The following is a 26,649-nucleotide window of genomic DNA, read 5'->3' as shown; positions in this document are numbered from 1 at the left end:
CAGTTACGAATGGAAAACAGTATCTGACAGCGGACGAAGGAGGCATACGAAGTGGCAGAGAAGGAAATTTCACAGGCTGTAATCGGCAGGCTTCCCAGATATTTCCGCTTTCTGGGAGAATTAAAAGACGAAGGTGTGGAACGGATTTCCTCACAGGAGCTGTCCGGCATCATGAATGTGACGGCATCTCAGATCCGACAGGATTTTAACAACTTTGGCGGATTCGGGCAGCAGGGCTACGGCTACAACGTCGAATATCTGTATCAGGAAATCGGCAGGATTCTGGGGTTGGATAAAACCCACCACCTGATTATTGTAGGGGCAGGCAACCTCGGACAGGCGCTTGCCAATTATATGAATTTTGAACGGCGCGGCTTTATTTTCACCGGGGTCTTTGATAATAATCCGGCGTTGTACGGGCGTAAAATCCGAGGCATCGAGGTACGTCCGATGGAAGAGGTAGCGGATTTTGTTGAGCAGAACAATGTAGATATCGCGGTTTTGACGATTCCCAAAAACAGCGCGGAGGAAGTCGCAGATCGTCTTGTTTCCGTCGGGATCAAGGCGATCTGGAATTTTGCACATGTGGATTTGAAGGTTCCAAAAGAAGTGCAGGTTGAGAACGTCCATCTGTCCGACAGCCTGATGAAGCTATCTTATATGCTTGAGCGTTACGAAAAGGAGAGCAGGAAAACGAATGAATAAATGCGTTTTGCCAGCGTCGGGCTCTGGCCATCCAGTTGTCTGTTGGCTTTTAACTGCGGCAGAAATGAAGCGCTGCGACAGCAATACTTCTGAGATTTTCGGGGTCCCGTCCGTCGTTTTGATGGAACGGGCTGCTCTTTCCTGTGTTGATGTGATTGTGTCGCGTCAAAAAAAGCTGGAAGAGCAGGCAGGACAGCTTGGCTTACATCCAAAACGGCGCGTCCTGATTGCAGCGGGCGGAGGCAATAACGGGGCGGATGGTATCGCAATTGGCAGACTTCTTTTGCAGGAAGGATATGATGTTTCCTTTTATCTGACGTCCAGTGAAGAAAAAGCGGGCGAACTTTTAAAGCTGCAGCTGCATGCGGCAAAGGCTTACGGCGCCGTTATCTGTGACACAATCCCGGATGGAGAATATGATATTATTGTAGATGCTTTGTTTGGAATCGGTCTGTGCCGTCCGGCAGAAGGAATTTATCGGGAAGCAATCGAATGGATCAACGCGCAGGATGCCTTTGTGCTTGCGGTGGATCTTCCCTCCGGAATCGAAACGGATACCGGGGCGGTGCTTGGCTGCGCTGTCCGGGCAGACGTGACAGTCACGTTCGGCTTCTGGAAGCGCGGGCTCTTGTTCTATCCGGGCTGCAAATATACCGGAAAAGTGATCTGCACACAGATCGGCATCACTGAGGATGGATTTTTGGATCAGACGCCGGAAGCCTTTACATTTACTGCACCGGTGGCAGAGCTGCTTGCGGCACGCCCTGAGGATGGAAATAAGGGCACGTTTGGAAAAGTGCTGCTGCTTGCAGGCAGTGAAGCTATGGCGGGAGCGGCGATTCTGTGCGGTCGGAGTGCGTTTTATGCAGGAAGCGGCATGGTAAAGCTTTCCTGCCCGACATTGATACATCCGGTGATTCAGACGGCGCTTCCGGAGGCAATGACCGCAGATTCTGTGGAAGCATCCGCCAGCTGGGCGGATGTGATCGGCGCAGGTCCCGGGCTATCCTTATCTGATCGCGCCCGGAAAGAGCTTTTGTTTGTGCTGCAGCAGACCTTGCAGCCGCTTGTGCTGGATGCGGACGCAATCAATCTTATCGCAAAGGACGAAGCACTTTTACAGGAGCTGATTGCACACCAGCAGAATCCGGCGACGCGCCGGAAGCTGATTTTAACGCCGCATCCCGGGGAGCTTGCCCGGCTGGAAGGCTGCGCGATTGAAGAAATTTTAAAACAGCCTGTGTTCTATGCAAAAAAGTGGGCGAATTGTTTGCAGGCAGCTGTTCTGTGTAAGGGTGCGAGAAGCATTGCAGCTTCGCCGGACGGCAGCATTTATATCAATCGCAGCGGCAACAGCGGCATGGCGGTGGCCGGGAGCGGGGACGTACTGACCGGAATTGTGACGGCACTGCTTTCTACGATCGACGATCCGTTCTGGGCGCTTTGTATCGGCGTCTATCTGCACGGTCTGGCAGGCGACTTGGCAGCCCATACAAAGGGCGAATACAGTATGACCTCCAATGATATCGCGGAAGCGGTATGGGCGGTACTTGTGAAGCAGGAGAAAAATTATGTGTGAGGAAATGATCAAAAATCCATATAGAAGAGTGTGGGCTTGCGTAAATTTGGACGCGCTGCACGACAATCTGCGCCAGATTGCAGCCTGTCGGAAAAATGATGCCGGAATCATCGCGGTCATCAAAGCGGACGGTTACGGACACGGCGCTGTGATGCTGGCGCGGGAAATGGATGAAATTCCGGAAGTCATCGGCTATGCGGTGGCAACGGAGGAAGAGGCAGTATTGCTGGCAGATGCCGGAATCAAAAAGCCCGCGATGGTGCTCGGCTATACCTTTTCAGAGGCTTATGAGGAAATGGCACTTCGGGGTGTCCATGCGACGGTTTTCACCGATCAGATGCTGGAGGATATGAACCGTGCTGCCCAAAAAGCCGGCAAAAAAATGCATGTTCACATCGCGGTAGACACCGGTATGTCGAGAATCGGCATCCGCCCGGACGATGAAGGGCTTTCCTTTGTCGCACGCGCGATGCAGTGTCCGAATCTTTCCATTGAGGGGATTTTTACCCATTTTGCGACAGCGGATGAAGCAGATAAATCCAGAACGAATGTGCAGTATGAAAAATTTTCGAACTTTACCGACCGTGTGGAAAAGGAGCTTTCCCTGAAAATCCCGCTGCGGCACTGCTCCAACAGTGCGTCCATCCTGGAGCTGCCCGATATGCACATGGATGCGGTGCGCGCCGGAATCATTCTCTATGGCATGTGGCCGTCAGATGAAGTCAAACGCGACGGCATCGTGTTAGAACCGCTCCTGTCTTTAAAGAGCCGTATCGCTTATATCAAAGAGCTGGATGCAGGGCAGGAAATCAGCTACGGCGGGACGTTCTGTACAGCGAATCCTATGCGTGTGGCGACGATTCCGGTGGGTTATGCGGACGGCTATCCGCGCGGACTTTCCAACAAGGGCGATGTTCTGATTGCCGGAAAGCGCGCAAGGATCCTGGGACGCGTCTGCATGGATCAGTTCATGGTCGACGTGACAAAGATTCCTGAGGCAAAGGTAGGGGATATCGCAACGCTCATCGGCACAGACGGCATCGAAACGATTACAATGGAAGAAATCGGCGATCGCTCCGGCAGATTTAACTACGAAACCGCGTGCTGCCTCGGAAAGCGGATTCCACGCGTCTATGAAAAAGGCGGAAAAATCGTCTGTACGCGGGATTATTTTCACGAAGAGAAACTCTTTTTTTAAAGAATGGTATACGCGCTGAGAAAGCAGCCAATACTTGTCCTGAGGTAAAAAAACAGGAAAGGAAGAAAAAAGAGTGAAGCGCGGAGATATTTATTATGCAGATTTAAGACCCGTGGTCGGATCGGAACAGGGAGGTGTCCGCCCGGTGCTGATTATCCAGAACGATATTGGCAACCGTTACAGCCCGACTGTGATCTGTGCGGCGATTACTTCCAGGATGAATAAAACAAAGCTTCCGACCCATATCGAAATTTTTTCCGGGGAATATGAAATCGAAAAGGATTCCGTAATTTTACTGGAACAGCTCCGCACAATAGATAAAAAGAGGCTGAAAGACAAAGTATGCCATCTGGATGCGCGGGTGATGAACCGCGTAAACTCTGCCTTGAAGGTCAGCCTTTCGCTGGATACATAAAGAAACCGTACAAAGCAGATGTTTTCTTGACGTTTTCCAGCCAAAATGCTATGATAAAGAACTAGAAATACGTTAGATAAAGGAGAAAAGAAATGTCCGGACATTCAAAATTTGCAAACATCAAGCATAAAAAAGAAAAAAATGACGCTGCAAAGGGAAAAATTTTCACCATTCTCGGAAGAGAAATTGCAGTTGCCGTAAAAGAGGGTGGTCCTGACCCTGCGAACAACTTCAAGCTGGCACAGGTCGTTGCAAAGGCAAAATCCAACAACATGCCTAACGACACCATTGAACGAGGAATTAAGAAGGCTGCCGGCGATGTCGGCAACGTTAATTACGAATATATCACCTACGAAGGCTATGGCCCCGGCGGAATCGCAATCATTGTCGATGCCCTGACCGATAACAAGAACCGTACCGCTGCCAACGTCAGAAGCGCGTTCACAAAGGGCAACGGCAACATTGGCACACCTGGCTGTGTATCCTTTATGTTCGATAAGAAGGGCCAGATCATCATCGATAAAGAAGAATGCGATATGGAAGCGGACGATCTGATGATGACCGCTCTGGATGCAGGCGCAGAGGATTTCAGCGAGGAAGAGGACAGCTTCGAAATTCTGACCGATCCCGATACTTTTGAAGAAGTGCGCGAAGCGCTGGAGAAGGCAGGCATTCCGATGGCATCCGCAGATGTTACCATGATTCCTCAGAACTATGTCAAGGTAACAGACGAGACTGCATTAAAGGGACTGCAGCGTACCTTGGATCTGCTGGACGAGGATGACGACGTTCAGGCAGTATATCACAACTGGGACGAAGAATAAAACGGACAAAAGACCGGATTTTTGTCGGAAAGACAAAGAGGTAAGAGGATACTATGGCATACGCAAAGGAAACGATCTGCATACAGTCTGGCTGGAAGCCGAAGAACGGAGAGCCGAGAGTGCTCCCGATTTATCAGAGTACGACGTTTAAATATGAATCCTCTGAGCAGATGGGCAGACTTTTTGATCTGGAGGAATCCGGATATTTTTACAGCCGTCTGGCAAATCCGACCAACGACTGCGTCGCACAGAAAATCTGTGAACTGGAGGGCGGCGCAGCAGCGATGCTGACCGGTTCCGGACAGGCGGCAAACTACTATGCCGTTTTCAATATCTGCGAGGCGGGCGACCATGTCGTATTATCGTCCACCGTATACGGCGGAACTTTCAATCTGCTGGCGGTTACCATGAAAAAAATGGGCGTATCCTGTACTGTCGTAGACCCGGATGCGGATTACGAGACGATCTGCAAGGCGTTCCAGCCCAATACCAAATGCGTCATGGCGGAATCTCTGGCAAATCCTGCGCTGGTTGTGCTGGATTTTGAAAAATTCGCCCGTGCAGCACATGCGCATCATGTGCCGTTAATCGTTGACAACACGTTCCCTACCCCGATCAACTGCAATCCGTTCAAATGGGGTGTCGATATCGTAACACATTCCACCACCAAATATATGGACGGTCATGCGATGGCACTGGGCGGTGCGATCGTGGATTCCGGCAATTTCGACTGGTCTGCATACCCGGATAAGTTTCCGGGACTCTGCGCACCGGATGAATCCTATCACGGTGTAGTTTATACCGAAAAATTCGGCAAGGCAGCATACATAACCAAGGCAACCTCCCAGCTGATGCGCGATCTCGGCGCGGTACAGTCTCCTCAGAACGCGTTTCTGCTGAATGTCGGTCTGGAGACGCTGCCGCTTCGGATGGAACGCCACTGCTACAATGCGCAGAAGGTTGCGGAATTTCTGGAAGCGAACGAGAAGGTTGCATGGGTCAACTACCCCGGCTTAAAGAGCAGCAAATATTATGAGCTGGCACAGAAATACATGCCGAACGGCACCTGCGGCGTCATTTCCTTTGGCTTAAAAGGCGGACGCAAGGCGGCGGAAGAAATGATGGATAAGTTAAAGCTTGCAGCTATTGTTACCCATGTGGCAGATTCCCGCACCAGCATTCTGCATCCTGCCAGCCATACGCACCGTCAGATGAACGATGAGCAGTTAAAAGAGGCCGGCGTAGCGCCCGATCTGATCCGTCTTTCCGTCGGTATTGAAAATGTAAACGATATCATCGCGGATCTGGAACAGGCACTCTAAAATCCTCGTATTGCGTTTTGATCCTATGGGAAAGAGTTTTTTTTGCACAGTGAGGGCGAAGCATGAGTTGGGGGAAAAAGAAGAAACACGCTTCACAGAATACCATACCGGCAGCTGAGTTCAGGCAGGAGGGGGAGTCTGCGCTTTTTGAGAAAGCGCCAAAGGAACCACCAAAGCCTGCGCCGGGAGAATATCTGGATAACCCGCTTCCCGTTCCCAAACGACATGTCCGCAAAGAAATGAATTACGCTTTTGAACCGTCGCCGGATCTTATGTTTTATGAAATTCCGGTTGCGGATAACGATGATTTTGATGTATAAAATAAATCACTCCTGCACATCCTTTTTGAAAAAGAAATGCGGGAGTGATTTTTTATGGGAAAAAAAGAAGAACAGGAAATGCACCGGGACGAGCGAATCGAGCAGACCGGTCAGTTAACGCTTACAGATAATAAGGAAGAAACCTCGATCCATCTGCTGACGATCATCGGGGAAATTGAGGGGCATGACAACCTCGGAAGCAGCTCCAAAACGACAAAATATGAACATATTCTGCCGCAGCTGGCGGCGATAGAGGACAGTAAGAATATTAGCGGTCTGCTGGTTTTGCTAAATACGATGGGCGGCGATGTCGAAGCGGGGCTTGCGATTGCAGAGATGATCGCTTCTTTGAGCAAGCCGACCGTTTCCCTTGTGCTGGGCGGCAGTCATTCCATTGGCGTCCCGATCGCGGTGAGCACGGATTATTCCTACATTGTGCCGTCCGGGACAATGGTAATCCATCCGGTTCGCATGAACGGGACGGTGATCGGCGCACAGCAGACCTATGATTATTTCCGACAGATTCAGGATCGGATCACCGGTTTTGTCTGCAGCCATTGCAGTGTTTCCAAGCAGCGGATGGAAGAGATGATGATCAGGCAGGGGATGTTGAGCCGTGACCTCGGGACGATTCTTGTCGGAGAGCAGGCGGTGTATGAAGGGATCATTTCTTCCGTCGGCGGTATTCGCGAGGCAGTGCAGAAGCTTCATGAGCTGGCAGACGGCTATCGGGCAGGTCGGATGAAAAAGAAAAACAGCAATAGTGACAAGAAGAAAATTAAGTGATATACTAAATTGATCTAGTCTTTTTCTGCCTATGCTAATTTAAAAATCCATTTTGCAGATGTAGAAAAAAGGCAGGTCAGTTGGAGGGATGATTATGGCATCAACTGCGTCGAAAGGAAGGAAAAAGACCCCTGCGAAAACAGGCAGAGGCGGCGCAAAGGGTGGAAAACAAAAAACAACCAGAAAACCGAGTGCAGCTGAACTTCAGGCACAAAGCGCGATTACAAGCGAAATTATCCTGATCGGCGTATTAGCACTCACAATATTGCTATTTTTATGCAATTTCGGCGTGATCGGTGTCATCGGCAATCAGATCAGCCGCGTAATGTTCGGTATTTTCGGCACGATGGCATATGCACTGCCGGTACTTGCCTTTATTGCAATCGCGTTTGGCATTTCCAATCAGGGAAATCGGATCGCGTCCATGAAGCTGACGGCGGGAATCATTCTGTTTTTCCTGCTTGGTGTAGTCTGCTCGCTCCTGTTTCAGGGGGGGACGCTGTCGATGGATTATTCGATCCGGGAGCTGTATCTGGAAAGCGCTGAAAAGCGGCTGGGCGGCGGTGTCATATCCGGCTCCCTTGCCTGGGGGCTGCACCGGCTTCTTGGCATGGTCGGCACAGTACTGCTTTTGTTGGTGTTGGTGATTATCTGCACAGTTATTATCACAGAGCGTTCGTTTGTGAACGGTGTAAAGACTTCTGGCAGATATGTCTATGAGACGGCACGTTCCGATGCGCAGAGGTACCGCGAGCGCAGCGAAAGACGCCGGAAAGAGAGCGAAGAGCGCTATGAACAGCGCCGACAGGCAAACGAAGAGCGCAGCAAACGTCTCCGCCAGGAAAACGAAGAACGTTCCGAAAAACGCAGAGAAGAAGAACTCGCCCGCGAAAAAGAAAGAAAACAGCTCGCCCGCCAGAAGCAGCTTAACGCAGAGCAGCAGCGCGAAGCCAAACAACGCCGTAAGGAAGAGGCTCAGGCACGTCAGGATGCAGATCAGATCTTCCGGATGGAGAAAAAAAGCACGGGCATTATGGCGGACACGACGCTGCGCAAGGCATCTGCCGGCCGTCGCGAGGACATGCACGAAATCACCATAACAGAAAATCCCGGTCAGGTGACGGAGCAGTATACCGTCAGACCGGTAAGTGTCAACCTCGATGCAGACCGCAGGAATGAAACGTTTCCCGATGCAGCGGTTGCGAGTGGGGCAGCTGTTTTAGCGACATCACCGATCATCACAGCAGAAGAGAGCATTCCTGCGGCTGCAGCGGATGCGTCCGGCTCAGCTTTCATGAGCCATGTGCGGATTCACTCCGCATATTTGAACAATGACAGTGACACAACCCCTGTACCCCAGGACAACACCGCAGAACCGGCGGATGCATTTTTATCGGGAATGCAGGACCCTGTGACCAGCCAGCCGCAGGCGGATGTTTATCAGGATATGAAAGAGGTTCACTACCTGGAACCGAAACAGCCGCAGCAGACAGAAGCATTTGTACCACTGGAATCCAGGGTGGAAACTTCTGTGGTGGAAACTTCTGCACCGGAGGTTACCTTGCATATGGATACACAGCCTGCCTGTGCATCACAGAAGCTTGCTCCTGTACAGGAATTGGAGCAGTCAGATTCGGACATATACGATGCTGTGCCGTCTGAGCTTCCAGGGGATGACAACAAGGACACTGCCGGGGAGCCGACTGTGCTTCCGGCACAAAACCCGCAAAGTACCGGAGTGCAGCGCCCTAAAGCTGTGCCTCCCAAAGCACCCCAGACCGCCGCAGAAGCCACTGCCGTTGGTCAGGAGCTTGCTAAAAAACAGAAAGAGCAGGAAAAGCAGGCGGTGCAACAGCCACCCAAACCTGTCGTATACCATTATCCGCCGCTGTCTCTGCTACATAAAAGCAACAACGCCAATAATATGGACAGCGAGTGCGAGCTGAGAGAAACGGCGAAGCACCTCGAGGATACGCTGCAGACCTTCGGCGTAAAGGTCACTGTTACAGATATCAGCCAGGGACCTACCGTAACCCGGTATGAGCTGCAGCCCGATCATGGCGTAAAAGTCAGCAAGATTCTGGGTCTGGCGGACGATATCAAGCTAAACCTCGCTGCGACAGATATCCGAATTGAAGCACCGATTCCCGGCAAGGCCGCAATCGGTATCGAGGTTCCGAACAAAGAGACGATGGCAGTCGGACTGCGGGAGCTTTTGGAAACGGATGCGTTTTCGAACTTCCCGTCCAAAATTGCTTTTGCAGTCGGCAAGGACATCGCCGGCAAGGTGGTCGTATCCGACATTGCAAAGATGCCGCATATGCTGATCGCAGGATCCACCGGTTCCGGGAAATCCGTCTGCATCAATACGCTGATTATGAGCATTTTATATAAGGCGAAGCCTTCGGAAGTCAAACTGATCCTCGTCGACCCCAAGGTCGTAGAGCTGAGTGTATACAATGGCATTCCGCACCTGTTAATTCCTGTTGTAACCGATCCGAAAAAAGCGTCGGCTGCGCTGCAGTGGGGCGTTGCGGAAATGACCGACCGATATCAGAAATTTGCAGACAGCAATGTCCGCGACTTAAAAGGATATAATAAGAAGCTCGAAGAACGAAGACAAAAGGGAGAAGAGGGCATACCCAACGACCTTCCGCAGATCGTCATTATCGTGGATGAGCTTGCCGACCTGATGATGGTTGCGCCGGGAGAGGTGGAAGAAGCGATCTGCCGGCTGGCACAGCTTGCAAGAGCGGCAGGCATCCATCTGATCATTGCGACTCAGCGCCCCTCCGTCGATGTCATCACGGGACTGATTAAGGCGAACATGCCGAGCCGTGTCGCATTCGCGGTCTCCAGCGGCGTCGATTCCCGTACCATTCTGGATATGAACGGAGCAGAGAAGCTGCTCGGAAAGGGCGATATGCTCTTTTACCCACAGGGCTATTCCAAGCCTGTCCGGGTGCAGGGTGCATTCGTTTCGGATAATGAAGTGTCTGATGTCGTGGATTTCTTAAAAAATCAGAACATCGGTAATGTTTACGATGCCAGCAATGAAATCGAGGAAAAGATGAAATCCATCGGAACCTCTTCGGGCAGTGCTACATCCGGCTCATCCGGACCGGAATATGATGCCTACTTTGCAGATGCGGGACGCTTTATTATCGAAAAGGACAAAGCATCGATCGGTATGCTGCAGAGAGTCTTTAAGATCGGCTTTAACCGCGCCGCCCGGCTTATGGATCAGCTGGCGGAGGTCGGTGTCGTCGGTGAAGAAGAGGGTACCAAGCCCCGTAAGGTACTGATGACCGAAACAGAGTTTGAACAGCTGGTAGAGGAAATCCTCTGATACCGGCATACAAAAGCATAGAACATGTCAAACACAGGCAAAGGAGAATGAATAGATGAAATCAGATATCGAAATCGCACAGGAAGCTGTTTTATGGCCGATTCAGAAAGTGGCCGAGCATCTGGATATTCCGGAAGACGATCTGGAGCTTTATGGCAAATATAAAGCGAAGCTTTCCGACGAATATTTAAAATCCATCGAAGACCGCAAAGACGGAAAACTGATTTTAGTGACAGCAATCAATCCGACCCCTGCAGGAGAGGGCAAGACAACGACCAGCGTCGGACTGGGCGAGGCATTTGCAAAAATGGGCAAAAAAGCGGTGATTGCGCTGCGTGAGCCTTCTCTTGGCCCTTGTTTTGGCATTAAGGGCGGGGCAGCCGGCGGCGGTTATGCGCAGGTCGTTCCGATGGAAGACTTAAACCTGCATTTTACCGGGGATTTTCATGCGATTACTTCTGCAAATAACCTTCTGGCGGCGCTTTTAGACAACCATATCCAGCAAGGCAATGCGCTTGGGATCGACTCCAGACAGATCTTATGGAAACGCTGCGAGGATATGAACGACCGCGTGCTGAGAAATATCGTTGTCGGCCTCGGTGCAAAAGCGGACGGCGTTGTCCGGGAAGACCATTTCGTGATCACCGTCGCTTCTGAGATTATGGCGATCCTCTGCCTGGCAGATGACATGGATGATTTAAAGGCGCGTCTGGCAAAAATCGTCGTTGCCTATAACTATCAGGGAGAGCCGGTGACCGCAGCTGATTTAAAGGCGGTTGGCGCAATGGCAGCCCTGCTGAAGGACGCGTTAAAGCCTAATCTGATCCAGACGCTCGAGCATACCCCGGCGATCGTCCACGGCGGACCCTTTGCCAATATCGCACACGGCTGTAACTCTGTCCGTGCAACAAAGGCAGCCCTGAAAATGGCGGATTATACGATCACAGAGGCCGGCTTTGGTGCAGACCTCGGCGCAGAGAAATTTTTCGATATCAAATGCCGGATGGCTGGCTTAAAGCCGGATGCAGTCGTTTTGGTTGCAACGATCCGTGCACTCAAGTATAACGGCGGCATTGCAAAGGAAGACCTGTCTGCAGAAAATCTGGACGCGCTCAAAAAGGGCATTGTCAACCTGGAGAAGCACATCGAAAACCTGCAGCAGTTTGGCGTTCCGGTGGTTGTTACCTTAAACTCCTTCCTGACCGACACTGAGGCAGAGACGAATTTTGTACAGCAGTTCTGTGAAGAAAGAGGCTGTGAGTTCGCACTGTCCAACGTCTGGGCACAGGGCGGCGAGGGCGGCATTGCGCTTGCGGAGAAAGTATTAAAGACTCTGGAAGAAAAAGAAAGTCATTTTGCTCCGCTGTACGACGAAAATCTTCCGATCAAAGAAAAGATCGGCTGCATTGCGACAAAGATTTACGGTGCGGCTTCTGTTTCCTATACCGCAGAGGCATCCAGACAGATCAGGAAGCTCGAAGAGATGGGCTTTGGAAATCTTCCGGTCTGCATGGCAAAGACACAGTATTCCCTGTCGGATAACGCAAAGCTGTTAGGACGCCCGGAAGGCTTTACGATTACGGTTCGCGACGTGTATGTATCCGCAGGCGCCGGCTTTGTGGTTGCATTGACCGGCGCGGTGATGACGATGCCCGGACTGCCGAAGGTTCCGGCTGCCGTCAATATCGATGTGGACGAGAACGGAAAGATCACAGGGCTGTTCTGATCCGTTGCCTGAAAAATAACCGAGAGAGGACCCTACAACATGGCAAAAAGAATTGACGGAAAAGCGATTGCCGCACAGATCAAGCAGGAATTAAAGGAACAGGTACAGCAGCTTGCAAAAGACAACATTATCGTAACGCTGGCGGTTATTCAGGTCGGTCAGGACCCCGCATCGTGTGTCTATGTCAGAAACAAACAGCGAACCTGTGAGGAGCTTGGAATCCACAGCCTTTCCTATGAACTGGAAGAAACGACGTCGGAGGAGAAACTGCTTTCCCTGATTCAGGAATTGAACGCCCGGGAGGACGTGGACGGCATTTTGGTGCAGCTTCCCCTGCCCGGACATATCAATGAAAAAGATGTTTTAAATGCCATCGACCCTGCAAAGGACGTCGACGGCTTCCATCCTTACAATGTCGGCGCATTGAGCTGCGGGGAAGAGGGCTTTGTCCCCGGCACTCCGGCGGGCATCATTGAGCTGTTAAAGCGCTCTGATATCCGGATCGACGGAAAAGAGTGCGTTGTGATCGGCAGAAGCAATATCGTCGGTAAACCGATCGCACAGCTGTTGCTTGCAGAAAACGGAACCGTTACAATCGCACATTCCCGTACGGTAAATTTGAAAGAGGTGACAAAGCGTGCGGATATCCTTGTCGTTGCGATCGGCAAACGGCAGATGATTGATGCGGAATATGTCAAGCCCGGCGCAGCCGTGATCGATGTCGGCATTCACAGAGACGAAGCAAACCATCTCTGCGGCGACGTAGACTATGAAAGCGTATTCCCGGTCGCTTCTGCGATCACGCCGGTTCCTGGCGGCGTTGGCCCTATGACGATCGCCATGCTGATGAAAAATTGTATTGAAAGCAGGAGAAGACGCCTATGAAATGCCCCAGATGCGGCGCAGACATGAAAGAAGGACAGATGTACTGTGAGCATTGCGGCAGGGAAATCCAGATCGTCCCGGAGTTTGATCCGGCGCTGGAAACGAGCCTCCATAAAGCGCTTTCCGATGTTGGAACCCAGATCGCGGAGAAAGCTTCGGAGGATAGCAAACCGGAGACAGATGCAGGGCAAAGCGCTGTGCCGGAAAAGCAGCCTTCGATGAAAAACCGCAGAAAAGAACGCTGGAAGGTGTTTGCAGGCCTTTTTGCCGCAGCAGCTCTCTGCGCGGGCATGAGCCTGATTTTTTGGCATCATACCCCGGAATATCGGTATGAAAAGGCTGCTGCGCAGATGAAGGAGAAATCCTACGATTCTGCAGCGGAGCTTCTGGAGCTGTTGATCGAACAGGATCCCAGAAATGTGGAATACTTAAATGCGCTGTCTTCCTGCTACTATTTTGAAGGAAAACTGGAAGAGGCAAAGGAGCTTTGCCTGACGATCCTCAATATGGATGCTTCCTGCGAAGACGCCTATCGTCGTTGTGTCGCTATTTATGAAAAACAAAACGACTATGCAGCGATCAATGCGCTGATGCAGAGCTGCCCGGATGTCCAGATCCAGAGCCGGTATTTAGATTATATGGCAAATCCGCCGGAATTCGACCTTCAAAGCGGGACTTACCGGGAAGCGCAAAATTTAAAGCTGATTGGCAATGCGGCAGGAACTATTTATTTTACAACAGACGGATCGGCGCCGGATGAAAACAGTCAGGTCTATACTTCACCAATTCCATTGAAGGACGGAGGCTATGAGATAAAGGCTTTGTTTGTAAATCATTACGGAATTGCCAGCGATATCTCTTCTGCAAACTATTACATAGATATCAGCAGGCCGGATGCACCCTATGTGACGCCGCTTCCCGGAAACTACGGTAAACCCGTACGGATTGAGGTGGATGTACCGGATGGCTGCAGCGTTTACTATACAATGGATAAAACAGAACCGACCGCATCATCGACCCGCTACGAAGAGCCATTTTGGCTCCCGGTTGGATATTCCACCTTTAAATTTGTCACAATTGCTCCGGACGGTGTGACAGGCAGCGTAACGGAATGTAATTATACGTTGGACCTGCATCCGCTCCTGAGCATGGAGGCGGCATCCAACCAGCTGCTTTTGACGTTAAAAAATGCCGGAGTAGTGAATTCCCTGCAGGGAGATGTTCCGGATGGAGATGGCCGTAACCTCTATACTTTTAAGTATGCCCTCACGATCAACAATCATCATTATTATCTTTATCGGGAATATCACGAGTTAGATGGAGAAAGCAACGCGACCGGAAACGATTATGTGGTAAACTATATGTCCGGGGAATGCTACCGGGCAGAAAAACAGGAGGATAAGAGCTTCAAGCTGTACGCAATAGAGCAGCCTGAAAACGGACAGGAATAAGGATACTGTCTGCAGACTCTTAGAATATATTGTCCGATCGGACAGAAAGGTGAGAATTTATGTATCCTATTTTAGAAACGAAAAAACTCACTGCCAACATTTACTGGATGGAAGTTAAAGCAGAACGGATCGCAAAATCCTGTATGCCCGGCCAGTTTGTGATTGTGCGGACAGATGCCGACAGTGAAAGAATTCCACTGACCATTTGCGACTATAACAGAGAAAAAGGAACGATTACGATTGTATTCCAGCCGGTGGGAGCCAGCACCCATCTGATGACCTCCTTAAAGGCCGGGGATGCCTTCCACGATGTGGCAGGCCCTCTGGGATGTCCGTCCGAGCTGACAAAAGAAACAAAGGAAGCCCTGGCTGCAAAGAAAATTCTGTTCGTTGCCGGCGGCGTCGGCACAGCACCCGTTTATCCGCAGGTAAAATGGCTGCATGAGCAGGGTGTTGCAGCAGACGTTATCGTAGGCGCAAAGACGAAAGAGCTGCTGATCCTTGAGGAAGAGATGAAAGCAGTTGCAGGAAATTTATATGTGACCACCGATGACGGCTCTTATGGAAGAAGCGGCATGGTAACAAAGACCATTCAGGATCTGGTAGAGCAGGAAGGTAAGCACTATGACCTCTGCGTTGCAATCGGTCCGATGATCATGATGAAATTTGTCTGCAAGACAACAGAAGCGCTGAATATCCCGACGATCGTTTCCTTAAACCTTATCATGGTAGACGGAACCGGCATGTGCGGCGCCTGCCGTGTTACTGTAGGCGGCGAAGTGAAATTTGCCTGCGTAGACGGTCCGGAATTTGACGGACATCTGGTAAACTTTGACGAAGCGATGCAGCGTCAGCAGATCTACAAGACCCAGGAAGGCAGAGCTTATCTTGCTGCAAAGGAAAAAGACACGCATCACGGCGGATGCGGTCAGTGCGGAGGTGAAGAGTAATGGCTGATATGATGAAAAAAATCCCGGTCAGAGAGCAGGATGCAAAAGAACGCGCATGTAATTTCGAAGAAGTATGTCTTGGCTATAATGCCGATGAAGCAGTAGCAGAAGCACAGCGTTGCTTAAACTGTAAAAATGCACACTGCGTACAGGGATGTCCGGTTTCGATCAATATCCCCGGCTTCGTGGAAAAGGTAAAAGAGGGCGATTTTGCAGCTGCTTATCAGGTTATCAGCGAATCCAGCGCACTTCCCGCTGTCTGCGGTCGTGTCTGCCCGCAGGAAAGCCAGTGTGAAGGAAAATGTATCCGTGGTATTAAGGGCGAAGCAGTGTCTATCGGCAAACTGGAGCGTTTCGTAGCGGACTGGGCAAGAGAAAACAACATCCGTCCTGTCGGCGCTGCTGAAAAGAAGGGAAAAAAGGTAGCAGTCATCGGTTCCGGCCCTGCAGGTCTGACCTGTGCAGGCGATCTGGCGAAGATGGGCTATGATGTGACCATTTTCGAGGCGCTGCATGAGGCAGGCGGTGTACTGGTATACGGTATTCCGGAATTCCGTCTTCCCAAAGAGAATGTTGTAAAGAAAGAAATCGAAAACGTACTGTCCCTCGGTGTAAAGATCGAGACAAACGTCATCGTCGGCAAATCTGTTACGATTGACGAGCTGCTCAATGAAGAGGGGTATTCTGCAGTCTTTATCGGCTCCGGTGCAGGTCTTCCTAAATTTATGGGCATCCCCGGTGAGAATGCCAACGGTGTATTTTCTGCAAACGAATATCTGACCAGAAGCAACCTGATGAAAGCGTTTCAGGCAGATTCTGCTACTCCGATCATGGAGAGCAAAAAGGTGGCAGTTGTCGGCGGCGGTAACGTTGCAATGGATGCTGCGAGAACGGCGCTGCGTCTCGGCGCGGAAGTGCATATCGTATACCGCAGAAGTGAAGAGGAGCTTCCCGCCCGTGTGGAAGAAGTACATCATGCAAAACAGGAAGGCATTATCTTTGATCTGCTGACGAATCCGGTCGAAATTCTGGAAGATGAAAAAGGTTGGGTAAAGGGCATGAAGTGCGTGCGCATGGAGTTGGGCGAGCCCGATGCTTCCGGCAGACGCCGTCCGGTAGAAATCCCCGGCTCTGAGTTTACCCTGGAACTGGATACGGTCATCATGGCTCTGGGTACCTCTCCGAACCCGCTGATTTCTTCTACGACAGAAGGTCTTGAAACCAACAAACGCAAATGTATCGTCGCTTCCGAAGAAAACGGTCAGACCAGCAAGGCTGCTGTTTTTGCAGGCGGAGATGCCGTTACCGGCGCAGCGACCGTTATTCTGGCGATGGGCGCCGGAAAAGCGGGTGCAAAAGGAATTGACGAATATCTGTCCGGCAAATAAGGAGGGCGTGTCCTATGCCTTGGTGTCCAAACTGTAAAACAGAATATCAGGACGGCTACACCGTCTGCTCCGACTGCGGCTCTACGCTTGTAGAGTCGCTGGAACAGGCAGCAGCGGAGGAAGCGGCAGAATACATCCGGGATGCTGCCGCTTCGTTCCCGGATGATACGGGATTTGAGACAGAGGAAATACAGGAAGCCCAGGAGGAGACGCTGCCGGAGGGAAAGGAGCTGCTGCACGATAAAACCCGCCACGGCGTCTATGAGGGTGCATCCGACAAGGCGGAAAATTTTAAATCCGGCGCTTATACGCTGCTGACCGCAGGTGTTATCGGCCTTGTTGTCGTGGGCTTACTTGCATGCGATCTGCTTCCGGTCCACCTGACGCTGTTTTCTAAAGTGGCGACCTGTCTGGTGATGGGAACGATGTTCATCGCATTTATCGTGATGGGAGCAAGTTCCTACAAATCCTACAAAAAACATGCGACGCAGGCGGTAGCAGAGAGCCAGTTAAAGGAAGAGCTGGTTAAATACTGTCAGGAACGCCTGAATCGTGATCTAATCGACCAGACTGCTTCCGTTCTTGAAACAGAGAGCGACGAAACGGCATATTTTAAACGGTCAGCCGCTATGAAACAGCTGATTTCCGAAAATTTCCTGAATCTGGACGAGGAATATCTGGATCATTTCATCGATGAAATGTATGGCCAGATCTATCCGAACGAATGAAAATACGAATTCTGACCGTCGGCAAAATCAAGGAAAAATTTTACCGGGACGCGATTGCCGAATACCAGAAGCGTCTTGGTCGTTACTGCAAGCTTGAAATCGTGGAAGTGGCGGATGAAAAGACGGACGAAAATGCCAGCCCTTCCCAGATGGAGCAGGTAAAGGAAAAAGAGGGACAGCGGCTTCTTTCCCATATCCGGGACGGAGAATACTGCATCGTGCTCGCCATTGAAGGCAAAAAGCTGGATAGCGTGGCGTTTTCCCAGCAGATGGACCGCCTGATGGTGTCCGGCACAAGCACCATCGATTTCGTCATCGGCGGGTCCCTCGGACTGTACAAAGACGTCCTTTCCCGCGCGGATTTTCTCCTGAGCTTTTCCGATATGACCTTCCCGCATCAGCTCATGCGCGTCATTTTGCTTGAACAGGTCTACCGCGCGTTCCGGATTTCAAATAAAGAGCCGTATCATAAATAAGAAATCTGCCGTCAAATATGTTTCCACACTGTCATTTTTCACTACCGCGTCTCATACAATAGGGCATGAGCAAAATCAGAAAATCACCGCAAAAACAGACAGCCATACGGGCGAAGGAGGCTTTCACAGAGTCCCTGCGTCTGCCCCGGGACGTCATGCTGGGCGCGAGTATCCTGACGCTGATCGGAGATACCGAGCTTTTGGTGGAAAATTACCGGGGAATCCTGGAATATACGCAGGAGTGTATTCTTCTGCAGGGGAAGCATACCAGAATCCGGATTGAAGGGTGTTGTTTAAAAATCGTCTACTATACCAATGAAGACATGAAAATTGCCGGAAAAATTTCCGGCGTGCGGTATCTGTAGCGGAGGGAATGCCGATGATTGCCTTAATCCGGTATTGCAGGGGATATGTCAGGATCAGCGTCCGGGGTTATGCGCCGGAACGCTTCATGAATCTGTGCGCAAACCGAGCTATCGTGCTCTGGGAGCTTAACGGGCACGACGGTTTTTATACGATGTGCATCAGCCTTTCCGATTTCTTCAAAATTCGGGATATTGTCCACAAAACCAAAACAAGGGTAGCCGTTCTGGAAAAAAGAGGGCTGCCCTTTTTTCTACAGGATGTCCGGCACAGAAAAATGTTCTTGCTCGGGGTTTTTTTATGCAGTGCATTTTTAATTCTGATGTCGCAGTTCATCTGGGCGATGGAATTTGACGGCAACCGGATGATCACGGAGGAGGAGCTGAAGCGATATCTCGAGGATGAAGGAATCCGTTACGGCACGCCGCGGCACTTTTTTTCTGCGGAAACTCTCGAAAAAGGACTTCGGGAAGCCTTTGAAGAAATCACCTGGGCGTCTGTCAGCCTCCAGGGGACGAAGCTTGTTGTAAAAATTCAGGAAGACATTCTGCCGGACACTGCTCAGAAGCAGGAGCTGTCCAAATTTGAAAATGGAGCGGATCTTGTTGCGTCCTGCTCCGGCACAGTCGTTTCAATCCTGACCAGAAGCGGCATCCCGACGGTGCGGCCGGGAGACAGCGTTTCCCGCGGCGATCTGCTGATCAGCGGACGAATTCCGGTTAAAAACGATGACGAAACTGTTCGGGAATACCTGTCAGTCGTCGCGGACGGGGACGTGATTTTAGAAACCGACTATCGGGTGCATTTATCCTGTCCTTATGCTTACCAGTATAAAAATTATACCGGAAGGGAAAAGAGCCGGAAATTCCTCGCAATCGGCAGCCTGCGGGTTCTTTTTCCTCCTATCCGGAAGAACTTTGCGCGTCAGGATATCGTAACGCAGCAAAATCGTCTATGCCTGTTCGGACAGCTCGATCTCCCTATTTTTGCGGGCAGTCAGACGCTGCGCGAGTATCTTCCGGTCGATGCGCGCTACGACACGGACAGCGCAAAAAAGATTCTTTTGGATAAATTTCAAAAAATAATTGCCGCTTTGGAGGAAAAAGGGGTTCAAATTATACAAAAAGATGTTAGAATAGTAGAAAAAGCCGATATCCTCACCTTGGAGGGAAGCCTGAAGATACAGCTGCAGGGCGGCGTCTGGCAGGCGCTTTCGATTTCGGACACGGCAAAAGAACAGGAGACTGCACAGAATTAACATGGCATTTACAGAACAAACACTGGAGCTGGACAACGCGCATATCAGCAACCTTTTCGGACAGTTTGACTGTTATTTAAAGAAGCTGGAGCGTGCATTCGGCACGCAGATTATTGACCGGGACGGTACCGTCCATATCCGCGGCGAACAGTCGGCAGTTGCCCATACGGCGGCAGTTTTTACCGAACTGCAGGAGCTTGCCAGACGCGGAAATCAGATACAGGAGCAGAACGTGGATTACGCAATTGCAATGCATATGGAAAATCAGGAAAATACCTTACTTGAAATAGACGGCGATCTCATCTGCCACACCGTGAGCGGAAAACCGGTAAAGCCCAAAACGCTCGGACAGAAGCAGTATGTGGATGCGATCCGGGAAAAGATGATCGTATTCGGTCTGGGACCTGCCGGAACAGGCAAAACCTACCTGGCGATGGCAATGGCGATTACCGCTTTTAAAAATAACGAGGTGGAGCGCATTATTCTGACCAGACCTGCGATCGAAGCAGGCGAGAAGCTCGGCTTTTTGCCCGGCGATCTGCAGAGCAAGGTCGACCCGTACCTGCGTCCGCTCTACGATGCACTCTATCAGATCATGGGCGCGGAAAGCTTCCAACGCAATATGGAAAAAGGGCTCATTGAGGTTGCGCCGCTCGCCTACATGAGAGGACGTACCCTCGACAACGCTTATATCATCCTCGACGAAGCGCAAAATACGACGCCTGCCCAAATGAAGATGTTCTTGACCCGAATCGGCTTCGGTTCCAAGGTTGTCATCACCGGAGACGCTTCGCAGAAAGACCTTGCGCCGGGAACACAGTCCGGTCTGGACGTTGCTGTGAAGGTGTTGTCCGGTCTGGACGATATCGGCTTCTGCAACCTGACAAGCCGCGATGTCGTCCGGCATCCGCTGGTTCAGAAGATTGTCAAGGCTTATGAAACCTATGAGGCGAAGCAGGCTTACCGCGAGAGCAAGGAAAGACGTCTGACGTCCGCTGCTGCCGGCAAGACGACTGGAAAGACAAAACGCAGGACGGAAGCTCCTCTGCGCAGAAATGAAAAGGAGAGACGCTCATGACCATCTATGTCGAAAACGAAACGGATTTTACTTTTCCCTTTGACACGAAGGAATTATGCAGCCGCGTAGCGGAAGCGGTTCTGGATGCAGAGGGCTGTCCCTATGAAACCGAGATTAACGTACTGATTACGGATAACGAGGGCATCCGCTTGTATAATAAAGAATACCGCAATATCGACCGGGAGACGGACGTTTTGAGCTTTCCGAACATTCCGTTTGAAACCGAAGCGGATTTTTCCATTGTCGAAGAAAACTGTTCGGATTATTTCCAGCCGGACAGCGGGGAACTGATTCTGGGTGACATCATCCTGTCAGTGGATCGGATCTGTTCCCAGGCGGAAAGCTACGGACATTCCCGAAAACGGGAGTTTGCATTCCTCGTTGCGCACAGCATGCTGCATTTGTGCGGTTACGATCACGAAACACCGGAGGAAGCGGCTGTGATGGAGCAGAAGCAGGAAACTATATTAAGCGCGCTCGGGCTGACCCGGGATTGCCTGGATGAATGAGGGTTAGGTTTCTATGGCGGCACGAAGAAAACATAAGAAAATCGATCGTACAGGTGTTCTGCCAAGGCAATTGACCGGGGTAGTCAAATTTCTTGCATTCCTGCTTTGCCTTTTTGCACCCATTCGGCTGGTCAACGCGCTGGGGGATGAAGGATGCGCAGACTTTTTTGGCGCCCTGGAGGGCTGTTTTGTCCTGTTTTCCCTGTTCGGAATCGGAATGAACCGGGCGGTTTCCAACCTGATCCGTACAAGAATCGAACGCTACGGAATCACAGGCGCAAAAAAAATTGCGGGACAGGCTCTTTTGACGGCATTTTTTGTATCCGTCGTTCTGGCACTTTTGGGCGCTGCCTTAAAAGATGTGCTGTTCGGCTCATTTTATGCGCTGCCCTTTGCAAAAATGGCGTTTTTGGCGTTATTATGTGCGCTCGTTATCCTGACGCTGTTCTGGATGCTGCTCGGCATTCTGGATGCCTTTGGCAGGCGGGAAACAGCGGGCAGATGGATACTCGCATTCGGAGTACTTTTATTTTTCGCAGCGCCCCTGATTGCAGCGCCGCTCGACGCATACGGTCAGAAGGTCGGCGCACTTTTGCAAAATACGTCCTATCAGGCGGCATATGGTGCGTTCGGCGCAGCGTTTTCCGTTTTATGCGTCAGTCTTTTGTGTACGGCAGGCTGCGGGATCTCCTGGATAAAGGCTTCCCATGAGCTGCACCAGGCAGAATACGGAAGCAGCACAAATCCTGCAGCAGATCGCAGCATCACCTTTGCCTTGCTCCGGAATGGGCTTGTGATCTGTGTTCCGGCGGTGCTTGCCGGTATCGGGCGGATCGGGCAGTCCGGTATCTATTTAAAGAACGGCTCTGTTTCAACGTGGGGTGCGTATCTTGGAAAATATCGTCTTTTGATGACGCTTGCGCTGCTCGGCGCATTTGCCCTGGCGGTTTCCATGCTGCCGCAGTTCCAGCTCGTCTTAAAACGCCGCAGCCTGCGCAAAAGCCGCGAAAAGTGCATGGTCGCCTTTCGCTGCACTGCTCTCTATACGATTCCCTGCGCCGTTTTATTTTTAACGACGGCACAGCCGATGCTGCATATGCTGTTTTCCAAAGGAGAGTTAAATGGTCTGGACAGCATTTTAAAAGTTCTGGCGATCACGGTGATCTTTTATGGTCTCGCCTTTATGCTTGGCAGCGTTTTGTTTGCTGCAGAGCTTTACTATAGCATCTGGATCGCGGTGCTGGTTTCCGTCGTGGTTCGGCTGGTCAGCTTTTCTGTGATGAGTTCCGCGCTGAAACTCGACCTGTATGCGGGCGCTTATTCCGATGCACTGTCTGCATTTGTTTTGTGTCTGATTCTGCTGGGCATGGTGCGCCAGCAGTTAAAAATAGCAGTCAGCTGGCTCCGTGTTTTTTTGGCGCCTCTTTTGGCAGGCATTCTGATGGCGCTTGTCTGCCTGCTGTGCAGCCAGGTGATTTTGAAAAATGCTGCTAGCCCGGTTCGGATGCTCGTTTCGGCGGTTGTCGGACTGCTCGTCTATTTTGTGTCGACTGTCGTTTTAAAGGGTGCGACCAGACGCGAACTGCGTTGCTTTGCAGTGGGAGATGTGCTGATCGAGCTTGCCAGTACGATGCGGCTGCTGTGATGGTCACTGCACTGCATAAATAACCGAAAAGAGCTGATACTTTTTAAGAGGTGAAAATATGCGCCGTTTAAAAAGAATCAGCTTTTTTCTCTATTCCTGTCTGCTTTTTGCGGTGGGCTTTTATGGACATTATAAGATCGAGCAGTGGTTTTATCCCGGAAGGCAGACGATTATCAGCCAGAACGAAATCCCGTTTTTTCAGATGCAGTCTGCAACCCAGGCGGTCAGCGTACCGGATCGGTTGCGCGCAGATACGAAGCTTGTGGTAAAAAATACCGATCAGGTGTCCCGAAGGCAGACAGAAGAGATCAAATCCCTGCCACTTCGGCTGATCGGGTGCAGCAGAAAAGAGGTGGAGGATGAAATCCGGCACTATCAGGACGCTCCGCCCCTTACCGAGCTGCAGCAGGGGCTTCTCCGGATGGAGCTGGTTTCTTTTTCCCCACAGCAGATTGTTGTTTCCAAAACATACCGAAAACTACAGCAGGCAGAAACCTTCTTTTTACAGATTGAAGAGAATCGGGTCATCGTATACGAAGAGGACAGCCGGGTTTTATATTTGCAGACCGCGATTGACGCAAGAACCCTGCCAAGCGAGGTCAGACGGCAGATTTTGAACGGCTGGCACGGCGTTTCCAAAGCAGAGCTGGAAAAATTCCTTGTGTCTCAAACCGAGACGTAGTATGATAATTACAGTTTTGCCGTTTTCCAAACGGCTGTAGGGAGGATTTGAAATCGGTTATGAGGCAGATCGGCATTATCGGCGGAGGCGCATCCGGCATGATGGCGGCGATTGCAGCTGCGAATACTTCAATAAAAGATACGGAAATTACCATACTGGAACGTCGTGACCGGATTGGCCGCAAGATACTGGCGACCGGAAACGGAAAGTGCAACCTCGGCAATACTGATTTTTCTCCGAAGCGGGATTACCGAAGCCACGACCCGTACCGGCTGCCGGAGTTCTTTGCGCGTTTCCAGACATCCGATACGATCCGCTTTTTTGAGGAACGAGGTCTTTATCTGACGGAGAAAAACGGCTACTTGTATCCCTATAGCGGACAGGCATCTACCGTCCTTGATTTTTTCCGGGAAGAGCTGGAACGAAAAAAAGTTCGCATCGTCTGTGACTGTAGGATTCAGAAGCTCTGCATGCAAAAGAGCGGCTGGCAGGTGTTCACCGATCAGGGACAGTATCATTTCGACCGGCTGATTATATCCTGCGGGACAGCGGCGGGAATACCTCCCAAAGAAGCGTTCGGTACAGGCAACCTGACTGCAGCGTTTGCATTCAAACAGTATCCTTACCTTCCGGCGTTGACTGCATTGCGCTGTGAAGAAAAATTTTACAAATCCATCGCAGGCGTGCGCTGCCCGGCTGCAATTACTGTAGAGATTCCCGGCAGAAAAAAGCTTTGTGAATCCGGGGAACTGCAGCTGACTGATTACGGCATTTCCGGGATTCCGGTCTTTCAGCTTTCCGCAGCCGTGTCGGAAGCGCTGCAAACGAACAAAAAGATCAGCGCCAGCATTGATTTCTTCCCGGCAGTTCCGCTTTCCAAATGGAACGAATTTTGCTGCAGACAGTATCAGGCGTGCAGCGGCAAGCATGTGAGGTTTCTGGCACAGGGCATTTTGCCGTCGAAGCTTGCACAGCTGTTTATTGAACGCAGCCCCCTAAAAGCGCAGGACATCGTAACAGCTGCCAACAAAAACGCGGTATTTTCGATGCTGCAGAATATGCGCGCTTTAAAAACTGTCGTAATTGGCACAAATCCGGCGCAAAACGCGCAGGTCTGCACCGGCGGAATCTCCTTGCAGGAGGTAACAGACGACCTGGAAGCAAAGCGTTTTCCCGGTCTGTATCTGTGCGGCGAGCTGCTCGATGTGGACGGTCGCTGCGGCGGTTACAACCTCCAGTGGGCATGGACGAGCGGACAGATCGCGGGAACGGCGGCTGCGCGCGAGGAATGAAACTACCGTAGAGCTGGCAAAAACGCGGCGTGGCTAACGCAGTCACCAAATAGCCAGATACAACTTTCATCAATATGGAGAACCCTATGATTCGAATTTCCCAGCTGAAGCTCCCTGCCGGACATTCCAAAACGGAACTGTACCACAAGGCGGCAAAGGCGTTACATATAAAATCCGAACAGATTGCCAGCCTGCAGATCCGCAGGCAGTCGATCGACGCCCGCAAAAAGCCGGACATTTTCTTGATTTACGTCGTGGACATCACATTAAACGGCATTTCCGAGCAAAACTGTGTGTCCCGCAGCAAAAATAAGGACGTTTCCATCGTGACAGAGCGACCGTATCAATTTCCGAAGCCGGGGACGAAGGCGCTGCGCAGACGCCCCGTGATTATCGGAAGCGGTCCTGCAGGTCTGTTTTGCTGCTACATGCTCGCACAAAACGGCTATCGTCCGATTCTGCTGGAACGAGGAAAGGACGTGGAAGCGCGCAAAAAAGATGTCGAAGCCTTCTGGAACGGCGGACCCTTAAACCCGGAATCCAACGTTTCGTTTGGAGAGGGCGGCGCAGGCACGTTTTCAGACGGCAAATTGAACACTCTGATCAAGGATAAAGACGGACGCGGCAGACATGTCCTTTCGATTTTTGTAGAAAACGGCGCGCAGCCGGAAATTCTCTACGATGCAAAGCCGCATATCGGGACAGATGTTCTGTCCAATGTCGTAAAACAGATGCGGAAAAAAATCATACAGCTCGACGGAGAAGTCCGTTTTGAAAGCCGCGTAGAAACCTTCCGTACAGAAAACGGAGCGCTGACCGGCGTTATCCTTTCGGATGGCTCTGTGATCGACACCGAGACCGCCGTGCTTGCGATCGGACACAGCGCGCGGGATACGTTTTTTAAACTGTATGAAAGCGGACTTCATATGGAAGCCAAAGCCTTTGCAGTTGGATTGCGCGTAGAGCACCCACAGGAGCTGATCAACCAGTCCCAATATGGAACACTACATCCGGATTCGTTAGGCGCTGCTCCATATAAGGTGACGGCAAGGACTTCCGGCGGCAGAGGCGTTTATTCGTTCTGCATGTGTCCTGGCGGTTATGTGGTCAACGCCAGCAGCGAGCCGGGACGCATTGCGGTAAACGGCATGAGCTACAGCGGCAGAAACGGTGCAAATGCAAACAGTGCAATCATTGTTTCCGTTACGCCTGCAGATTACGGTTCGGACGAACCACTCGCCGGAATCGGATTTCAGCGCAGGCTGGAAGAAAAGGCATTTTCTGCCGGATGTGGGAAAATCCCGGTAGAGCGTTACGGAGATTTTTCGGATACCGCAACGACCGGACATATCCCGACGGAATTTGTCCCTGCAATCAAGGGACAGTGGACGTTTGCAGACGTCAAAAGCGTGCTGCCGGACAGCCTGTCGGAAGCGTTTATTGAGGGAATGGAGCAGTTCGGACATAGGATTCCCGGTTTTGACGATGCAAATGCAGTCGTTTCCGGCATCGAAAGCCGGACATCCTCACCGGTGCGGATTGTCCGCGATGACACACTGCAGGCAAATATCCGGGGGATCTATCCCTGCGGAGAGGGTGCAGGCTATGCAGGCGGCATTACTTCTGCGGCGATGGACGGCGTGCGGGTTGCCGAAGCAATCGCTTCCTGTTACGCTCCATTTTCCGAAATCGGCAAATGACCAAAAGAGGAGATACAGAC

Annotated in this window: 24 protein-coding genes; all 24 read left to right on the top strand. The window is 51.2% G+C overall.

The window, feature by feature from the left end; all coding sequences use genetic code 11:
• The first annotated feature begins 51 nt into the window (after positions 1–51).
• The 24 genes from ACLTOQ_RS08945 (at position 52) to ACLTOQ_RS08830 (ending at position 26,629) form a co-directional block, all read left to right on the top strand.
• Positions 52–705, top strand: a complete 654-nt coding sequence (locus ACLTOQ_RS08945; RefSeq protein WP_262584759.1) for a redox-sensing transcriptional repressor Rex — start codon at positions 52–54, stop codon at positions 703–705.
• On the top strand, positions 698–2,284 hold the full coding sequence (locus ACLTOQ_RS08940; protein WP_412319287.1) for an NAD(P)H-hydrate dehydratase: 1,587 nt from the start codon (positions 698–700) through the stop codon (positions 2,282–2,284). The genes ACLTOQ_RS08945 and ACLTOQ_RS08940 overlap by 8 nt, the downstream gene beginning before the upstream one ends.
• Complete coding sequence (alr, locus tag ACLTOQ_RS08935; RefSeq protein WP_412319286.1) at positions 2,277–3,482, top strand: alanine racemase; 1,206 nt, start codon at positions 2,277–2,279, stop codon at positions 3,480–3,482. Before ACLTOQ_RS08940 ends, alr begins: the two co-directional genes overlap by 8 nt.
• Before the next feature lie 73 nt (positions 3,483–3,555).
• The gene (locus tag ACLTOQ_RS08930; protein ID WP_021916414.1) at positions 3,556–3,897 is read left to right on the top strand and encodes a type II toxin-antitoxin system PemK/MazF family toxin; all 342 of its coding nucleotides are present in this window, start codon (positions 3,556–3,558) and stop codon (positions 3,895–3,897) included.
• A gap of 92 nt (positions 3,898–3,989) precedes the next feature.
• The gene (locus ACLTOQ_RS08925; protein WP_021916415.1) at positions 3,990–4,721 is read left to right on the top strand and encodes a YebC/PmpR family DNA-binding transcriptional regulator; all 732 of its coding nucleotides are present in this window, start codon (positions 3,990–3,992) and stop codon (positions 4,719–4,721) included.
• A 53-nt stretch (positions 4,722–4,774) separates the two neighbouring features.
• Complete coding sequence (locus ACLTOQ_RS08920) at positions 4,775–6,043, top strand: O-acetylhomoserine aminocarboxypropyltransferase/cysteine synthase family protein (RefSeq protein ID WP_262584756.1); 1,269 nt, start codon at positions 4,775–4,777, stop codon at positions 6,041–6,043.
• 62 nt (positions 6,044–6,105) lie between these two features.
• Positions 6,106–6,363 carry a hypothetical protein gene (locus ACLTOQ_RS08915; RefSeq protein WP_021916417.1) on the top strand — a complete coding sequence of 86 codons (258 nt, stop codon included), beginning with the start codon at positions 6,106–6,108 and terminating at the stop codon, positions 6,361–6,363.
• Positions 6,364–6,417: 54 nt separating this feature from the next.
• Positions 6,418–7,149, top strand: coding sequence for a ClpP family protease (locus ACLTOQ_RS08910; protein ID WP_021916418.1), 732 nt, complete (start codon positions 6,418–6,420; stop codon positions 7,147–7,149).
• 94 nt (positions 7,150–7,243) lie between these two features.
• Complete coding sequence (locus ACLTOQ_RS08905; RefSeq protein WP_412319285.1) at positions 7,244–10,498, top strand: DNA translocase FtsK 4TM domain-containing protein; 3,255 nt, start codon at positions 7,244–7,246, stop codon at positions 10,496–10,498.
• Positions 10,499–10,553: 55 nt separating this feature from the next.
• On the top strand, positions 10,554–12,224 hold the full coding sequence (locus ACLTOQ_RS08900) for a formate--tetrahydrofolate ligase (RefSeq protein ID WP_117959717.1): 1,671 nt from the start codon (positions 10,554–10,556) through the stop codon (positions 12,222–12,224).
• Between the two features lie 39 nt (positions 12,225–12,263).
• Positions 12,264–13,109, top strand: coding sequence for a bifunctional methylenetetrahydrofolate dehydrogenase/methenyltetrahydrofolate cyclohydrolase FolD (gene folD / locus ACLTOQ_RS08895; protein ID WP_412319284.1), 846 nt, complete (start codon positions 12,264–12,266; stop codon positions 13,107–13,109).
• A complete protein-coding gene (locus ACLTOQ_RS08890; protein ID WP_412319283.1) occupies positions 13,106–14,560 on the top strand; it encodes a chitobiase/beta-hexosaminidase C-terminal domain-containing protein in 1,455 nt (484 codons plus the stop codon). Before folD ends, ACLTOQ_RS08890 begins: the two co-directional genes overlap by 4 nt.
• 59 nt (positions 14,561–14,619) lie before the next feature.
• A complete protein-coding gene (locus tag ACLTOQ_RS08885) occupies positions 14,620–15,510 on the top strand; it encodes a sulfide/dihydroorotate dehydrogenase-like FAD/NAD-binding protein (protein WP_412319282.1) in 891 nt (296 codons plus the stop codon).
• Positions 15,510–16,898: an NADPH-dependent glutamate synthase gene (gene gltA, locus ACLTOQ_RS08880; RefSeq protein WP_412319281.1), complete on the top strand. Its 1,389-nt coding sequence runs from the start codon at positions 15,510–15,512 to the stop codon at positions 16,896–16,898. The genes ACLTOQ_RS08885 and gltA overlap by 1 nt, the downstream gene beginning before the upstream one ends.
• Positions 16,899–16,912: 14 nt before the next feature.
• On the top strand, positions 16,913–17,626 hold the full coding sequence (locus ACLTOQ_RS08875; RefSeq protein ID WP_412319280.1) for a hypothetical protein: 714 nt from the start codon (positions 16,913–16,915) through the stop codon (positions 17,624–17,626).
• Positions 17,623–18,102, top strand: coding sequence for a 23S rRNA (pseudouridine(1915)-N(3))-methyltransferase RlmH (rlmH, locus tag ACLTOQ_RS08870; protein WP_117959722.1), 480 nt, complete (start codon positions 17,623–17,625; stop codon positions 18,100–18,102). Before ACLTOQ_RS08875 ends, rlmH begins: the two co-directional genes overlap by 4 nt.
• 65 nt (positions 18,103–18,167) lie before the next feature.
• Positions 18,168–18,467 (top strand): YabP/YqfC family sporulation protein, encoded by a 300-nt coding sequence (locus ACLTOQ_RS08865; protein ID WP_021916427.1) that lies wholly within the window; start codon positions 18,168–18,170, stop codon positions 18,465–18,467.
• Between the two features lie 14 nt (positions 18,468–18,481).
• A complete protein-coding gene (locus tag ACLTOQ_RS08860) occupies positions 18,482–19,723 on the top strand; it encodes a sporulation protein YqfD (RefSeq protein ID WP_262584749.1) in 1,242 nt (413 codons plus the stop codon).
• A gap of 1 nt (position 19,724) precedes the next feature.
• The gene (locus tag ACLTOQ_RS08855; RefSeq protein WP_021916429.1) at positions 19,725–20,801 is read left to right on the top strand and encodes a PhoH family protein; all 1,077 of its coding nucleotides are present in this window, start codon (positions 19,725–19,727) and stop codon (positions 20,799–20,801) included.
• Positions 20,798–21,310: an rRNA maturation RNase YbeY gene (gene ybeY, locus ACLTOQ_RS08850; protein ID WP_021916430.1), complete on the top strand. Its 513-nt coding sequence runs from the start codon at positions 20,798–20,800 to the stop codon at positions 21,308–21,310. The genes ACLTOQ_RS08855 and ybeY overlap by 4 nt, the downstream gene beginning before the upstream one ends.
• A gap of 13 nt (positions 21,311–21,323) precedes the next feature.
• Positions 21,324–22,955: a polysaccharide biosynthesis C-terminal domain-containing protein gene (locus ACLTOQ_RS08845; protein ID WP_412319279.1), complete on the top strand. Its 1,632-nt coding sequence runs from the start codon at positions 21,324–21,326 to the stop codon at positions 22,953–22,955.
• A 58-nt stretch (positions 22,956–23,013) separates the two neighbouring features.
• Positions 23,014–23,637, top strand: a complete 624-nt coding sequence (locus ACLTOQ_RS08840) for a hypothetical protein (RefSeq protein WP_412319278.1) — start codon at positions 23,014–23,016, stop codon at positions 23,635–23,637.
• 59 nt (positions 23,638–23,696) lie between these two features.
• On the top strand, positions 23,697–24,929 hold the full coding sequence (locus ACLTOQ_RS08835; RefSeq protein ID WP_412319277.1) for an aminoacetone oxidase family FAD-binding enzyme: 1,233 nt from the start codon (positions 23,697–23,699) through the stop codon (positions 24,927–24,929).
• Between the two features lie 86 nt (positions 24,930–25,015).
• Positions 25,016–26,629 (top strand): NAD(P)/FAD-dependent oxidoreductase, encoded by a 1,614-nt coding sequence (locus tag ACLTOQ_RS08830; RefSeq protein WP_412319276.1) that lies wholly within the window; start codon positions 25,016–25,018, stop codon positions 26,627–26,629.
• Positions 26,630–26,649: the final 20 nt, after the last annotated feature.

It is taken from the genome of Gallintestinimicrobium sp. (assembly GCF_046968865.1).
Lineage (GTDB): Bacteria > Bacillota > Clostridia > Lachnospirales > Lachnospiraceae > Gallintestinimicrobium > Gallintestinimicrobium propionicum.
Note: the sequence above shows the minus strand (reverse complement) of the source record. Positions and strands in the feature narration are given on the sequence as shown.

What these genes read in the sequence shown, in the direction of transcription:
- ACLTOQ_RS08845 (WP_412319279.1), top strand. Translation starts at nt 21,324, where the DNA reads ATGGCGGCACGAAGAAAACATAAGAAAATCGATCGTACAGGTGTTCTG.
- ACLTOQ_RS08900 (WP_117959717.1), top strand. Translation starts at nt 10,554, where the DNA reads ATGAAATCAGATATCGAAATCGCACAGGAAGCTGTTTTATGGCCGATT.
- ACLTOQ_RS08925 (WP_021916415.1), top strand. Translation starts at nt 3,990, where the DNA reads ATGTCCGGACATTCAAAATTTGCAAACATCAAGCATAAAAAAGAAAAA.
- ACLTOQ_RS08865 (WP_021916427.1), top strand. Translation starts at nt 18,168, where the DNA reads ATGAGCAAAATCAGAAAATCACCGCAAAAACAGACAGCCATACGGGCG.
- ACLTOQ_RS08860 (WP_262584749.1), top strand. Translation starts at nt 18,482, where the DNA reads ATGATTGCCTTAATCCGGTATTGCAGGGGATATGTCAGGATCAGCGTC.
- gltA (WP_412319281.1), top strand. Translation starts at nt 15,510, where the DNA reads ATGGCTGATATGATGAAAAAAATCCCGGTCAGAGAGCAGGATGCAAAA.
- ACLTOQ_RS08920 (WP_262584756.1), top strand. Translation starts at nt 4,775, where the DNA reads ATGGCATACGCAAAGGAAACGATCTGCATACAGTCTGGCTGGAAGCCG.
- rlmH (WP_117959722.1), top strand. Translation starts at nt 17,623, where the DNA reads ATGAAAATACGAATTCTGACCGTCGGCAAAATCAAGGAAAAATTTTAC.
- ACLTOQ_RS08875 (WP_412319280.1), top strand. Translation starts at nt 16,913, where the DNA reads ATGCCTTGGTGTCCAAACTGTAAAACAGAATATCAGGACGGCTACACC.
- folD (WP_412319284.1), top strand. Translation starts at nt 12,264, where the DNA reads ATGGCAAAAAGAATTGACGGAAAAGCGATTGCCGCACAGATCAAGCAG.
- ACLTOQ_RS08905 (WP_412319285.1), top strand. Translation starts at nt 7,244, where the DNA reads ATGGCATCAACTGCGTCGAAAGGAAGGAAAAAGACCCCTGCGAAAACA.
- ACLTOQ_RS08915 (WP_021916417.1), top strand. Translation starts at nt 6,106, where the DNA reads ATGAGTTGGGGGAAAAAGAAGAAACACGCTTCACAGAATACCATACCG.
- ACLTOQ_RS08940 (WP_412319287.1), top strand. Translation starts at nt 698, where the DNA reads ATGAATAAATGCGTTTTGCCAGCGTCGGGCTCTGGCCATCCAGTTGTC.
- ACLTOQ_RS08885 (WP_412319282.1), top strand. Translation starts at nt 14,620, where the DNA reads ATGTATCCTATTTTAGAAACGAAAAAACTCACTGCCAACATTTACTGG.
- alr (WP_412319286.1), top strand. Translation starts at nt 2,277, where the DNA reads ATGTGTGAGGAAATGATCAAAAATCCATATAGAAGAGTGTGGGCTTGC.
- ybeY (WP_021916430.1), top strand. Translation starts at nt 20,798, where the DNA reads ATGACCATCTATGTCGAAAACGAAACGGATTTTACTTTTCCCTTTGAC.
- ACLTOQ_RS08840 (WP_412319278.1), top strand. Translation starts at nt 23,014, where the DNA reads ATGCGCCGTTTAAAAAGAATCAGCTTTTTTCTCTATTCCTGTCTGCTT.
- ACLTOQ_RS08830 (WP_412319276.1), top strand. Translation starts at nt 25,016, where the DNA reads ATGATTCGAATTTCCCAGCTGAAGCTCCCTGCCGGACATTCCAAAACG.
- ACLTOQ_RS08890 (WP_412319283.1), top strand. Translation starts at nt 13,106, where the DNA reads ATGAAATGCCCCAGATGCGGCGCAGACATGAAAGAAGGACAGATGTAC.
- ACLTOQ_RS08835 (WP_412319277.1), top strand. Translation starts at nt 23,697, where the DNA reads ATGAGGCAGATCGGCATTATCGGCGGAGGCGCATCCGGCATGATGGCG.
- ACLTOQ_RS08910 (WP_021916418.1), top strand. Translation starts at nt 6,418, where the DNA reads ATGGGAAAAAAAGAAGAACAGGAAATGCACCGGGACGAGCGAATCGAG.
- ACLTOQ_RS08855 (WP_021916429.1), top strand. Translation starts at nt 19,725, where the DNA reads ATGGCATTTACAGAACAAACACTGGAGCTGGACAACGCGCATATCAGC.